A 13,912-nucleotide genomic window follows, 5' to 3' on the forward strand; every position below is an offset into this window, starting at 1 on the left:
GCACCGAGTCCAGACGCTCAGGCAGGATTGCGTTTGCGTGTGGTGCGTTCGAAGGCTGCCGGAATAGGATTGACGCAGGCTGGAACGAGCATGCCGATATGACCCATCGCCACGGATTCTTCTTCCGCATCCTTCTGCTCATGCTTTTCGTGATCCTGAGCACGGTCGGCGTTCGCGCCGCGGTCGAGCAGAACGCCTCGCCACAGCCGCGCAACCGGCTGGCGATCGTCATCGGCAACACGAACTACCAGAGCAAGCGTCTCGAGCACCTCGCCAATGCGGTGAACGACGCGACGAAACTGTCCGACAGCCTGAAGCGGCTGAATTTCGAGGTTCTGACCGGAACCGATCTCACCGCCGATGGATTCGCCAAGCTTTTCCGCGACGCCGAGGCCAAGCTGCCCGAAAGCAGCGCCGTGCTGATCTTCTACGCTGGTCACGGCATGCAGGTGCAAGGCGAAAACTACCTGCTGCCGATCGATACGCCCGATCCGGAAAACCTGGACAAGTTGACGGCGCACGCCGTCAAGCTGAACGGCGTGATCGCCAAATTCGCCAGTCGCGACCGTCAGACCTTCATCTTCCTTGATGCCTGCCGCAACAATCCGCTGGGCAGCGGCGCCAACATCAACGGTCTGGCCCAGGTTGAGGTCGGCGAAAACACGTTTGTCGCCTTCGCGACCCAGCCCGGCAACGTCACCGTCGACGGTACCGGCGAAAACAGCCCGTTCACCACTGCGCTTCTGAAAAATGTCGAAATCCCCGGCTTGAGCATTTCGGACATGATGATCCGCGTCCGCAACGAGACCGAGGCGCTCACCGTCGGCCGCCAGGTTCCATGGGACCAGTCGAACCTGCGTGAACAATTTTATTTCACCGAACAGCAGATGCTCGATCCGGCGCAGTTGAGCGCCAGCCTGTCGCGCATACTGTCCGATCCCGACGCCAAGAAGAAGCTGCAGATCGAGCTCGCCTCTAACGACCTGCAGACCGCCGTGCTCATCGTCGGGCAGACGTTGCGGTCGGTCGAGATTCCTGCACCGTCAGGCGGTTCAGCGGGGCCGGTCGGCACTCAGGTCGCCAATCTGTCTCCAACTGACAGCGTTGCAGTCGCTCGCCAGAGCGTCGTCTCCGGTCTCGAAACCCTGATTGTAGGCGCATCGGCGGGTGAAGCACAAAAGGACAAGGCAGGCGATCTTGCGCGCAGCATTCAGACGGAACTTCGCCGCCTGGGTTGCTATCGCATGCAGGTTGATGGCGATTGGGGCACGGGCTCCATCCGCGCCCTCACCGACTATTACCAAAATACCAATCAGGTCGCATCGACGACCGAGCCGACCGTCGGACTGCTCGGCGATCTCTTTTTGCGTTCCGGCAGAATCTGCAAGCAGCCGGTCATCGTCAAGGCCAAGCCGGCCAAAGTCGCGTCGGATAACGGCCTTTCGCAAACCGGTCCCAGCCGCAAGGCTGCGAAACGCGCGCAGGCCGCCCCGCAACGCCCCGCAGCCCCCCCTCCAGACATTAGTGGGGGCATAGGCATTGGTGGCGTGTTTTAGGATGTGGGCGGTCAGGCGCGCTTCCTTTCCGCCCTTGTTCTGGGAATGCCGCGGCTCGGGGCCGCCACCCTCCTTGAGCGCAGCGGTTATGACGCAAAGGCATCGGAGCATTTGAAGGGCCGCTATTGGGAGCGGATCAAAACCGGAGGAGCGCGACCGTATCTTCTTTGATCATTGCCTGATGAACAGGCCCGTGTAGGTCTGGCCGGCGAGCGTATAGGTTCCGGCCAGAGTTCCGTCGGGCATCATCATAAAACTGACGTCCGCGCCATTCGGGAGGCGCCCAAGCTTCAACGTAGTCCCTACAATTTTTCCTGCGCCTGCGGCCTCTCCCGGATTGTTATCGCCCAGAATTCCCCACGCATAGGTGACCGTGACCTCTCCGTTCGAAGAAACAGATTGAACAGCCAGTTTACCTTCATATGTACCTTCCAATCGTCCGGCCCAATTGCCCGAAAAAGCAGCGTACTTTGTTGGAACGCCCTTTGCGGGAGGAGTGATTGTCACGGATTGATCCATAATCGCCGAGCCAGGAGGAACAGAGGCAGGATCCAACGCGGGTTGGGATGGAATGGTAGCAGGATCCCACACAGGTTCAACAACGGCGGATTGTGGCGGTTCTGGAGCCGATTGGCACGCGGCTAGGACAAATGCCGCGAAGGCCAGTATAAGGTTCCGCATCAATTTCTCCACTTCGTTCTCCGACGGACCTATCCGAAAAGCCCGCTGATCGGCAGAAAGTCCTATTCCCCAGGCCGGATGTCGGAGACACCTATAGGCCGAACAGTGGCCCTAATAGATAACCGCGTGTCAACGGTGTGGCGACATTGCGCGGCCGGACCGTTAGGTGGCTTTTTGGCATGCCCACGGTCGAGCGCGAGGCGCACTGCGCTTGATCTGGTGTTTGGTATCTGGCTCAGAAAACTGCTTGGTCCGGGCATGTTGGGGATTGCCGAAGAAGCTGTCTTGACTGCCTTCCTCGAAAATCTGACCGGCGTCCATGAAGATCACGCGGTCGGCCACAGCACGCGTAAAGCCCAGATTTTCTGGCTGCCTTCTCTGTCGTCAGCAGTTCTCAAAATCCGGCTCTTGAAAATCGAAAATTGCTGCGGCGATGTCTGTGACAATCTGGCCGTCCCGCCGCAGCTTCGTTTGACCAGACACACGTTGAAACCGTGGACCTTCGAATAGCGCGTAGAGATCCTCGGCCATTCACTCTTCAATTCGCGTAGCGCCAGTCAGGTGGGCCTTGGTTGGAACTGCTTCGCATCGCGACCGTTACCTTTGCTCAGGAAAACCAGATCGAGCAAGTTACTTACCACCTGACTGCGAGGGAGTTAGATGATGATCCTTGCGATCGGTGCAGCCGGCAGGTTCGGCGGCTATGTCGTTCCGGCGCTCGCAAAGCGCGGCGCGAGAATACGCGGTTTCGTCCACAAGCCCGGGGATGCCGATCGCGCGCGAAGCCACGGCGCAGCCGAGGTCGCGATCGGCGATCTCCATGACCAGGAGAAACTCGACGCGGCGCTTAATGGCGTGCACTCTGTATTCTATATCGCCCCCGCCTTCATGCCGGACGAAGCCGACCTAGGAATGCGTTTGGTTGACGCTGCAGTTCGTGCTCGCGTACGCCGCTTCGTGTTCTCAGCCGTGATCCATCCGGTCCTGTCGGCTCTCAGCAATCACACCGCCAAGGCGCCGGTAGAAAACGCCATCCTCAATTCGGGCATGGAATATACATTCCTCCATCCAGCCCGGTTTTATCAGAATTACGCAGCCTTCTGGCCCACGGTAATGAAGGAGCGTTTATTGGCTGAGCCGTGGTCGGCAGACACCCGTTTCTCTCTCGTCGACTATCGCGACGTTGCCGAAAGTGCAGCGATCGCATTGACGGATGATCGACTGCTTTACGGTACATTCGAGCTCTGTGCTCCCGGTTATTGGGATCGCAAGCGCGTTGTCGCGCTCATGAGCGAAGTGCTGGGGCGCGAGATCAAGGAGCGGCGCGACGTTGATGTCCTCAGCGAAGTCCCGCAGGCCGAGAGAAGGATGTTCGAGCACTACGACCAACATGATCTGCTCGGAAACCCGCTGACGCTGCGGGCGATCCTCGATAACGAGCCACGTACACTCAGGGCCTACCTCGAGGAGCTAGCGGACCACTCTGATGACCGACACATTCTAGCCGAACCAAAGAACTGAAAATAAAAACGAGAGGTCCCAGGCCGCTCGAGGCCGCTCTGCGCCCTGGACTGGCAAATTTCTCCAAAGTTCGGCCAAGCTCCCCCACATCGACGCTGACGAGAAGGGTCCGATAGACTGTGAAATGAAAATTTCAGCTGGCTAGGGCTTGCGTTTCGAAACACGGCAGCCAGTTTTGAAGGAGGAGATGATAATGACCAAAGTTCGCGCCCTTGTCCTTGAACGCCAGCACGAGCTTAAGCTGCGTGACATAGATCTGCCCCAGACCGTCGGCCAGGGCCAGGTCCGGATCAAGATCCACACCGTCGGGGTTTGCGGCTCGGACGTCCACTACTATACCCACGGCCGCATTGGCCCGTTTGTCGTCGAAGCACCTATGGTTCTGGGGCATGAAGCCGCCGGGACGATTGTCGAAATTGGCGAAGGCGTCGAGCACCTGGAGATCGGCGACCGCGTTTGCATGGAGCCGGGCATCCCCGACCCAAATTCGCGGGCGAGCCGGCTTGGCCTCTATAACATAGATCCTGCCGTAAGGTTCTGGGCAACGCCTCCTGTCCATGGGGTGCTGACGGCCCATGTCGTTCATCCCGCCAACTACACCTTCAAGATACCCGACAGTATCAGCTTCGGCGAAGGCGCGATGGTGGAGCCTTTCGCCGTGGGGATGCAGGCGGCGACAAAAGCGAAAATCAGCCCAGGCGATACAGCTGTTGTGCTTGGCGCCGGACCAATTGGCACTATGGTCGCGATCGCTGCCCTTGCCGGGGGATGTTCCCGGGCAATTATCGCCGATTTTGCGCAACCCAAGCTCGAAATCGCCGCCGGTTATCAGGGGGTGATCCCGGCCAATCTTCGAGAAAAGGACCTGATGAGGGAGGTCAAGCACTTGACCAACGGCTGGGGCGCCGACGTCGTGTTCGAATGCTCCGGCTCGCCCAAGGCGTGGGAGACGCTTCTTGACCTGCCGCGGCCCGGTGGCGCTGTGGTGGTCGTCGGCCTGCCGGTGGCGCCGGTCCCATTCGACATCGCGACCGCTTCGACCAAGGAAGTCCGTATCGAGACTGTGTTCCGCTATGCCCATCAGTATGAGCGGGCGATTGCTCTTATGGCGTCGGGACGGGTCGACTTAAAGCCACTCATTTCGGCGACCTTTGCCTTCGAGGACTCTATCGCGGCCTTCGACCGTGCGGTCGAAGGCCGGCCGGCCGACGTGAAACTTCAGATCACCCTGCCAGATTAATGTGAGCCTCGCTGTCTCAAGTCTTCTTGACTCCTCGCGCGGTCGTCACGCTTTGGCGGCGTAGACGGGTGATGGCATCGGGCCTGCATGGCTGCGCGGCCGCGTGACCACATGGGGGTTTGTCGGCATTCGCCGACAAGCTTGCCTAATCCCCTTGGCTTGGAGAACAGTTCATGTTTGCCCCTGATAGTCAACGTGCGGATCAACTCCTGCGGGCGCCGCTCAAACCCATCTTGACAAATCGACGGCCGTCCCACACGCTACCTTAACAAAAGGCACAACAAACTTACAAAAGTTCAAGTTGGCACGATCTGGCCGGTAGGGAGAAGGCCGATGCATCTCTGTCACCCAGCGGAGATTTGCGCGTGAGCACCGCGACTTTCACCCGAGAGAGGTCCGGGTGGGCCCTGCCCCGGTTCATGACGGCCGAGCATCCGTTTCCCTGGCTGGCACCGATCACGGTGATGCTTCTCGTTTTCGGCATCTATCCTCTCGCCTATTCGGTCTGGCTGTCCTTTCACAAACGCAATGTCGTATCGCGGCAGCTTGATTTTGCCGGATTCCACCAGTGGGCACGCGCATTTTCGGATACGCGCATGTGGGATGCGTTGGAAACGACACTGATCTATACATTCATCGCGCTTGCGGTTCAGCTTGCACTCGGCATCCTCATCGCCCTCCTGCTTGATACCGATCGCAAGGGGTACGGGATCCTGCGGGCGCTGATGACACTGCCGCTGGTCGTGCCGCCTGCGGTTACCGGAATGATGTTCCTGCTGATGCAGGACGGCTCTTTCGGTGTCCTGTCGTTCTATCTCTATGCCCTCAACCTGATCTCGCCGGCACAGCCGATCTTGACCCAGCCGGTAACCGCATTGCTGGCGATCCTGCTGGCGGACATATGGCAATGGACGCCGTTCATGGTGCTCATCATACTGGCGGGCCTGCGGGCGCTGCCGAAGGAGCCTTTCGAAGCCGCGGCGATCGATGGCGCCAGTGGGATCCAGACATTCTTGCGACTTACACTGCCGATGCTGCGCAAGGTGATTGCGGTCGCGGTGCTGATCCGCGGCGTCGATCTTTTTCGAATCTACGACTACGTCTACATCATCAGTGCCGGCGGGCCGGGCACGGCTACCGAGACGCTCTCGTTCTACGCAGGCCGGATCTATTTCACGGGAGATTTTCCCTACGCCGCGACCTTGTCGCTGATCGTGCTCGTCGTCCTCATCGGAGTGTCGAACCTCTTCGTCAGGCTTTTCAAGGTAAGGTTCTGATGGAGCCCTCCCGCGCCCGGATGATCGCACGTGACCTGCTCGCCGTGTTGGTGGTTGCGATCTTCATGTTCCCGATCGCGTGGTGGGCGCTGTCCTCCATCAAACCCTATTCGGCGATCTTCGACCGCAGTGGACCGGTCTACATCGGCTTCAAACCGACGCCGGACAATTACCGCGTGACGCTGCTCGGCGTGTCGCGGGTCGATATCGGCATGGAACAGGGGGGCGAGGCGGCCGGAGTAATAAAGGGAGGCGCCAGTTCTTACGATTCCCGCCAGTCGCTGCTCGCCAGCGCGATCATAGCGGTCGGGTCGACGGCACTGACACTGGTCCTGGCGACGCTGGCTGCCTATTGCCTGTCGCGAATGCAGTTCAGCGGGCAGCAGTCGTTCCTGTTCTGGATCCTCTCGCAGCGCTTTATGCCGCCTATCGCGATCGTCATACCGATCGTTTTCATGTTCCGGGATCTCGGCCTGCGCGATACTTATACTGGGCTCATCCTCGTCCACAGCTTGATCAATCTGCCGCTGGCGGTTTTGCTTTTGAAGTCGTTCTTCGACGATGTTCCACGCGAGGTTGACGAGGCGGCACTGATTGACGGTGCGACGCGCTGGCAGACGTTCGGACGCGTAGTCCTTCCTATGGTGAAGGGCGGCGTCGCCGCGACCGCCGTACTATGTTTCATCTTTTCATGGACCGAGTTCCTGCTGTCGCTGTTCCTGACAACGTCGATCCGCACTGTCCCGGTGAAGATCTCGACGTTTGTGACTTCGACGGCCACCGAATGGGGCTACATCACAGCACTCGGCACGTCTGCGATCATACCGAGCTTCATCTTTATCCTGCTGGTTCAACGGCATCTGGTCCGCGGCCTCACCCTTGGATCTCTCAAGGAGTAAGGCCGGACGAGAAGAACGACGACAAACGCAACGGAGGAACGATCATGAGCTTCAGAGACCACGACAAGAAGACATTCGTCGCCGATACCTGCAACGACTTTACAGCGCGTCGAATAACCAAACGCGACTTCATGAGGAAGATGGCGCTGGCGGGCATTGGCTTTTCCGCCTTCGGATCGGCTATGCTGGGTGGCGGTCGCCCCAATCGAGGGACGCTGGGCTTCGGGGTCGAGGAGGCCCGGGCCCAGGACACGGACATGCTGAAGTGGCTGGCCGATGTCGGTAAGCCATATGCCGGCACGAAAATTCGCTACACCTCGGAAGCAACGCCGCCCACGATCGTCGCTAACCAACTTGTCGCGGGTGAATTCACGAAAGCAACCGGCATTGAGGTCGAGGTCGAGATCGTGCCGCTAGAGCAGGTTCTCGCCAAGGCCACGCAGGACGTGCAAGGCCAGCTGGGCACCTATGATGTCTACTATCTTGACCAGTCCTGGATGGCGACATTTGCACAGGATGTCATCGATCCGCGCGAGTATTACGACCAGAACAAAGCGCTGGCGATGCCCAATTTCGACTGGGACGATTTCTCCAAGCCGCTGGTCGACGGTATCGCCATGTACAATGGCAAACAGTGCGGAATTCCCTTCGATATTCCGATCTTCATCCTGATGTATCGCAAAGACCTTTTCGACAAGCATAATATCGCCTTGCCGACAGACCTCGACGCCTATCTCAAGGCCGTGCAGGCGCTGACTGAGGCGGAAAAGGGCAATGGCATCTTTGGCACCGCATGCCAGGCGAAGTCCGGCCATTATTCGCTCGAATGCGACTGGACCTTCGCACTTTGGGGTCATGGCGGTTCGATTTTCAACAAGGATAAGAAGTTCGTCGGCAACGATGAGCGCGGCATAGCCGGGCTGAAATTCTACCAGGAACTGGTCAAGAACTCGCCACCGTCGGCAACGACATGGACCTGGGATGGACAGGGGCAGGCCCTGACACAGGGGCAGGCCGCCATGGCAATCACCTGGGGCGAGGATTTCCCCGGTTTCGATGCCAACGATTCCAAGGTCAAAGGCCTGTTCGAGGCCTTGCCTGCGCCCAAGGAGGTTCCCGGCCGCCGCGCCACCGCGGATTGCGGCTTCAACGAAATCCCGGCCGTCGGTCATCAGGGCGGCTCGACGATTTCCCTGTCGCAATATTCCAAGAACAAGGAAGCGGCTTGGTTGTTTATGCAGTGGGTCTGCTCGAAGGACGTGATGGCGCGGGTCTCGACGCTTGGCGGCGGCGCCTCGCCGATGCGCAATTCCTCCTTCACGGATCCTCGGGTCAAGGCGAAGGCCGTGGTTGGACCAGGAACAACACGCCATTTCGAGGCGATCAAATACACAATCGACAATCAGATGGGATCTGAGCCGGACATGCCCATCTGGGCGGATCTGTCGAACAATGACATCCCGGTCGAACTCGGCAAGCTGCTGACTGGTCAGGACTATGGCGGGGACGCCAAGGCATGCCTCGATGCCATCGCCCACATTGTCGACGGTAAGGTCAAGGACGCGGGGCTTTAATGGCGTAATTGGGCTATTTCGGCGATGGCGGTTTCGACCGCCCTCGCCCTTGGAAATGTGGCGGCAATGGCTCCGGATCTCGTCATCGGCATTGATTCCTCGACCTCGGCAACCAAGGCAATTGCCTGGGACCGCAATGGACGCAGCGTGGGGGAGGGTCGCGCGCCGATAGCAATGTCCAACCCGCGCTCGGGGTATTTCGAGCAGGACCCGGCCCAGTGGTGGGCTTCGGCGGTTGCAGCGCTGCGCACCGTAACTGCAACAGTTTCGCCAAGGCGCATTGCCGCCCTAGCCATTTCCAACCAGCGCGAGACCTTTGGCCTTTTCGACGAACAGGGCGAAGCGCTCCGGCCCGCGACACTCTGGCTGGACGAGCGGGCTCGCCAGAAAGCTCGCCGCTTCGGTGAGGCATTCGGCGCGGCGCGCGTCCACGCGATATCCGGCAAGCCGCTGGACGTCATTCCTTGCCTTTATCGCATGATCTGGTTTCGCGAGGAGCAGCCCGAGATCTTTACCCGGGTGGAGCGAATGGCCGAAGTTCATGGCTATCTCGTTTTTCGCCTGAGCGGCCGATGGGTAACATCGACTGCCTCGGCGGACCCGATGGGTGTGCTTGACATGCGCGCAATCGACTGGTCGAACGAGATACTGGAAGCGGCAGGCGTCGCCCGGCGGATGATGCTGGACTTGGCTCGGCCAGGGACGGTTGTGGGCCAGGTAACTCAGGAAGCCGCCACGCTGACAGGCTTGCGGGAGGGGACGCCGATCGTGGCTGGCGGCGGCGACGGTCAATGCGCCGGAACGGGCGCCGGTGTGTTGCAGCAGGGAAGCGCTTACATCAATCTTGGCACAGCGGTCGTCTCGGGAAGCTTCGGCACCGAGTATGTCTGTGATCCGGCCTTCCGCACCGAAAATGCCATCGCTGAGGATGGCTACATTTACGAGACGTGTCTGCGCGCCGGCACTTTCCTCGTCGACTGGATGGCGCGTGAAATGCTGGGCGTCGATCTGCATGGCTGCAACGGCGAGCTGGAGGCGCTTGAGGCCGAGGCCGCAGCCAGCCCGATCGGCGCTGGCGGCATAATGCTGTTGCCCTACTGGCAAGGCGTCATGGATCCCCATTGGAACAGCGGCGCTCGCGGTGTGATTGCCGGGCTTTCCGGCTCGAGCCGCCGCGGCGACATCTATCGCGCAGTGCTGGAAGGCATAGCGCTCCATCAGGCAGCTACAAGTCAGCGGGCCGCTGCCGCCGCCCACCAGGACATCGACTACTTTATAGCGATCGGCGGAGGAGCGAAGTCCGACCTGTGGATGCAGATTCTGGCAGATGCACTCGACCGTCGCGTAAAGCGTTCGACGACCGTGGAAGCCTCCTCGCTCGGCGCGGCAATGGCAGCGGCAAAGGGGGTGGGCTGGTTTTCCACCATCTCCGAAGCCTCCCTCGCAATGGCCAGCGAATCCGCCAAATCTTTCGAACCCAATGCAGGCCATGCCGGCCGGTATACCGAACTTCTTGCGATTCACGCCGATCTTTGGCCGACGATTTCGGCCTGGAACCAGCGACTGGCGGCTTTCACGGAGGCTGATGGTGGCTGAGACGATCAACTGGAACGCCCTGATCGAGGATGTTGTCGCAGGACGCTGGAAGGATCCTGAGACAGGCGCGGCCGCTGACCTGCCCTTCCAGACGATCGAATTGCTGGAGACGACTGAAGGCCGCGAGGCGGATCTCATCGCGCCTCTGGCGCTGGGCAGCCGGATTGCTGTCGTGTCCGATGTCAACACTTTCGAAGTAATGGGGCGACGCGTCGCTAAGGCGCTGCGCAGTGTAGCCGATATTGACGCAATCGTGCTTCCCGACGGCCTCGACTGCGAAGAAACGACGATCGAGTTGGTCAGGGAGAAAACGCGTCACGCCGACGGCATCGTTGCCGTCGGGTCTGGAGTCCTCAACGACAGCTGCAAGCACGCAACCTTCCTCGACGGCCGGACCTATGCGGTCTTCGGAACCGCAGCGTCGATGAATGGCTACGGCGCCTCGACTGCGTCGGTGACGTTGGCTTCAGGGCTCAAGATCTCGCTGCCCTCGCACGCCCCGCGCGGCATCTTCCTGGACCTAGGTGTGTCGGCGGCAGCGCCAAGCTGGCTCAGTGCTGCTGGCCTTGGCGACAGCCTCTGCCGGTCCACCGCGCAGGTCGACTGGTGGGCTTCGCATCGGCTTTTCGGGACCTATTACTCCGACGTGCCCTATCGGCTGCAGGCCGGCGACGAGGAGCCGATGCTGGCCCACGCGTCTGGCCTGGCGTCGCATGATCTCACCGCCGTCGGGCATCTCCAGCGCGTGTTGACGCTTTGCTCGATGGGAGTCTGCTTCGCGGGCGTTTCGCACCCCGGCTCCATGGGGGAGCACCAAATCTCCCATTGGGTCGACATGTTCGCGCGAGAGCATCATCCCGGTACGACCCATGGTCAGCAGGTTGGCGTGGCATCGCTGGTCATGGCGCGGCTGCAAGCGATGCTGCTGGACATGGAAGAGCCCCCTCGGGCAAAGCCGACGCCCATCGATGAGGCGGCGATGCTGGTACGCTACGGTGCGCAACTTGGACCGCTTTGTATAGCCGAAATGAGGAAGACAGCACTCGACCACAAAGAGACAGAAGCTTTCAACCGGAAGCTTGAGGAAATCTGGCCGGCTCTGCGCCGGGAGCTTCGGCCGATGGCTATGCCGGTCGCCCGCATGGAAGCAGCGCTCAAGGCTGCTGGAGGCCCGGTCACCGGCGCCGAATTAGGCCTGCCACGAGAGCTTTGGCACGACGCCATTCGCTGTTCGCGAGAAATCCGAGGCCGCTGGTCCTTTGTCAATTTGGCGGCCGATGCAGATCTCCTGGAAGAATTTCTGCAGAGCGAACGGTGAGACCGCATTTGCATCGTCCCAGTGGCTCGCATGGCGAATGGAACGAACGGCAAGGGAATTGAAGGGTAGCAATTTATGGCGTCTGTAACCATCAACAACATAAAGAAGGACTATGGCGGCGTAGAGGTGATCCATGGACTCGACCTTTCGATCGAAGATGGCCAGTTCGTCGTCCTGTTAGGCCCCTCCGGATGCGGCAAGTCCACCCTGTTGCGCATGATTGCCGGTCTTGAACCCATCACATCCGGTCGCATCGCCATAGGCGACCATGTCGTCAATACCCTTCATCCCAAGGATCGCAACATCGCGATGGTGTTCCAGAATTACGCGCTTTATGCGCACATGACGGTTTTCGACAATATGGCCTTTTCCATGCAGTTGAAGAAACGACCTAAGGAAGAGATCAAACAGAAGGTAGGATGGGCCGCGTCAGTTCTCAATCTGACTCCCTACCTGGAACGGTATCCTCGCCAGCTTTCCGGCGGTCAGCGGCAGCGTGTTGCCATGGGCCGCGCAATCGTGCGCGATCCAACCGTGTTCCTGTTCGACGAACCGCTGTCCAATCTCGATGCCAAACTGCGCGTGCAGATGCGGACCGAAATCAAGGAGCTCCACCAGCGGCTGAAGACCACGACAGTATACGTCACGCACGATCAGATCGAGGCGATGACCATGGCCGACGTCATCGTAATCATGCGAGACGGCTACATCGAACAGATCGGGCGCCCGCTCGACGTCTATGATCGCCCGGAAAATCTCTTTGTCGCCTCGTTCATCGGCTCGCCTGCAATGAATATGTTTCATGGTGAGGTGGCCGATGAAGGGGACGCAGGGGTGGTGCGGATCGGTGACCTCGCCCTGCCGCTACCACCAAAGGCCGCGGTCCGCCCGGGCCAAAAGGTAGTCTATGGCGTCCGCCCCGAGCATCTTCGACCTGTGACGGATGGGAGCGGCATCCGGGCGACCGTCACTGTTGTCGAGCCGACTGGTCCTGAAATCCATATCTTCGCCAGCGTGGGCAACATCGTGGTCTGCTCGGTACTGCATAACCGGATGGAGCTCTCTCCCGGGGCGACAATCCATCTGGAGCCCGCGCCAGACCGAATTCATCTGTTTGACCAAGGCAGCGGCGAACGGCTGGACAAGGGAAGAAACTGAATGGCGCGGATCGTCATCCTCGGTGCCGGCGTCATGGGCTCGGCCATGACGCTTCCGGCCGCTCACGCGGGTAACAGCATCAGCCTCGTCGGGACCCATCTTGATGAAGAGATCGTTGCATCTGTGGCCAGCACAGGGCACCATCCGCGTCTCAACGTCACTCTGCCAGCCGCCGTTGTCGCCTACCCCTGGACTGGATTCGTTGACGCGATGAGCGACCGACCCGATCTACTTGTGCTCGGTGTCTCGTCGGCTGGCGTTCCCTGGGCGATCGACCGTATCGCCGAGAGTGTCACGTCGCCCGTGCCGATTTTGATGGTTACAAAGGGGCTCGCCGCGCGAGACGATGGCATCGACATCCTGCCACACGTGGTTGCCCGCGAAATTCAACGGCGCACCGCTTTGTCGATGCCGGTGATGGCAGTGGGCGGACCGTGTATTGCCGGAGAACTGGCGGCCCAGCGCGATACCTCTGTGATCGTGGCAGGGCACGACGCCGACAGTATTGCCGCGGCATCTCGCCTCCTGCGAGCCCCCTTCTATCATGCGCGGGCGTCGTCCGATCTCGCCGGGGTTGAAATCTGCGCCGCTTTCAAGAATTTCTATACGCTCGCAGTTGGGGCTCCAGTCGGGCTTCTTGAGCGCGACAACAAGGCGCCGAACGGCGCACTCATGCACAATCTTGCCTCGTCACTTTTTTCGCAGTCCCTCCAAGAAATGGCGATCCTTGTCGAAGCCCTGGGCGGAAAAATCGCAACCGTGCGGGGATTGGCGGGTTCCGGCGATCTTTACGTGACCTGCCAGGCAGGCCGCAACGGTCGAATGGGACGCTTGCTCGGCTGCGGCTTGCGTTATTCCGTGGCAAAGCGCGACCATATGAGTTCGGACACGGTCGAGGGGGCGCAACTGGCGCTGGATCTTGGCCCGACATTGGAGAGAATGATGAGCCGGGGCAAACTTCCTCGCGATCGCCTGCCGCTGACGGCCGCCATAGTCGAAGCAATTTGCCATGACGCTCCGCTGGTATTGTCCTTCGACAGTTTTCATCGTGGATAGGCGAATACACAAAGCGCTTCACGTCGATGGCACGGT

11 protein-coding genes and 1 pseudogene are annotated in these 13,912 nt (G+C 60.0%); 10 read left to right on the forward strand and 2 right to left on the reverse strand.

Annotated elements, in window-relative coordinates:
• Positions 1-98 precede the first annotated feature (98 nt).
• Positions 99-1,556 (forward strand): caspase family protein, encoded by a 1,458-nt coding sequence (locus NKJ90_RS09870; protein ID WP_352486024.1) that lies wholly within the window; start codon positions 99-101, stop codon positions 1,554-1,556.
• Positions 1,557-1,727: 171 nt separating this feature from the next.
• Here NKJ90_RS09870 and NKJ90_RS09875 read toward each other — a convergent pair whose 3' ends face one another.
• Both NKJ90_RS09875 and NKJ90_RS09880 read right to left on the reverse strand, forming a co-directional pair.
• Entirely contained in the window at positions 1,728-2,249 is a 522-nt protein-coding gene (locus tag NKJ90_RS09875) for a hypothetical protein (RefSeq protein ID WP_352486025.1), read from the reverse strand.
• 150 nt (positions 2,250-2,399) lie between these two features.
• A pseudogene (locus NKJ90_RS09880) lies at positions 2,400-2,597 on the reverse strand (hypothetical protein); the annotation flags it as partial.
• 303 nt (positions 2,598-2,900) lie between these two features.
• Here NKJ90_RS09880 and NKJ90_RS09885 point away from each other — a divergent pair.
• The 9 genes from NKJ90_RS09885 (at position 2,901) to NKJ90_RS09925 (ending at position 13,876) form a co-directional block, all read left to right on the forward strand.
• Entirely contained in the window at positions 2,901-3,758 is an 858-nt protein-coding gene (locus NKJ90_RS09885; protein WP_352486026.1) for an NmrA family NAD(P)-binding protein, read from the forward strand.
• 193 nt (positions 3,759-3,951) lie between these two features.
• On the forward strand, positions 3,952-4,998 hold the full coding sequence (locus NKJ90_RS09890; protein ID WP_352486027.1) for an NAD(P)-dependent alcohol dehydrogenase: 1,047 nt from the start codon (positions 3,952-3,954) through the stop codon (positions 4,996-4,998).
• Positions 4,999-5,363: 365 nt separating this feature from the next.
• Positions 5,364-6,275, forward strand: coding sequence for a carbohydrate ABC transporter permease (locus NKJ90_RS09895; protein WP_245266570.1), 912 nt, complete (start codon positions 5,364-5,366; stop codon positions 6,273-6,275).
• Positions 6,275-7,174: a carbohydrate ABC transporter permease gene (locus NKJ90_RS09900; protein WP_352486028.1), complete on the forward strand. Its 900-nt coding sequence runs from the start codon at positions 6,275-6,277 to the stop codon at positions 7,172-7,174. The genes NKJ90_RS09895 and NKJ90_RS09900 overlap by 1 nt, the downstream gene beginning before the upstream one ends.
• Positions 7,175-7,218: 44 nt before the next feature.
• Entirely contained in the window at positions 7,219-8,748 is a 1,530-nt protein-coding gene (locus NKJ90_RS09905; protein WP_352486029.1) for an ABC transporter substrate-binding protein, read from the forward strand.
• Between the two features lie 66 nt (positions 8,749-8,814).
• Positions 8,815-10,344: an FGGY-family carbohydrate kinase gene (locus tag NKJ90_RS09910; protein ID WP_352486030.1), complete on the forward strand. Its 1,530-nt coding sequence runs from the start codon at positions 8,815-8,817 to the stop codon at positions 10,342-10,344.
• Entirely contained in the window at positions 10,337-11,662 is a 1,326-nt protein-coding gene (locus NKJ90_RS09915; protein ID WP_245266572.1) for an iron-containing alcohol dehydrogenase, read from the forward strand. The genes NKJ90_RS09910 and NKJ90_RS09915 overlap by 8 nt, the downstream gene beginning before the upstream one ends.
• Before the next feature lie 75 nt (positions 11,663-11,737).
• The gene (locus NKJ90_RS09920; RefSeq protein WP_352486031.1) at positions 11,738-12,820 is read left to right on the forward strand and encodes an ABC transporter ATP-binding protein; all 1,083 of its coding nucleotides are present in this window, start codon (positions 11,738-11,740) and stop codon (positions 12,818-12,820) included.
• On the forward strand, positions 12,821-13,876 hold the full coding sequence (locus tag NKJ90_RS09925; protein ID WP_352486032.1) for a hypothetical protein: 1,056 nt from the start codon (positions 12,821-12,823) through the stop codon (positions 13,874-13,876).
• Positions 13,877-13,912: the final 36 nt, after the last annotated feature.

It is taken from the genome of Mesorhizobium sp. M0051, from assembly GCF_040323235.1.
Taxonomy (GTDB): Bacteria; Pseudomonadota; Alphaproteobacteria; order Rhizobiales; family Rhizobiaceae; genus Mesorhizobium.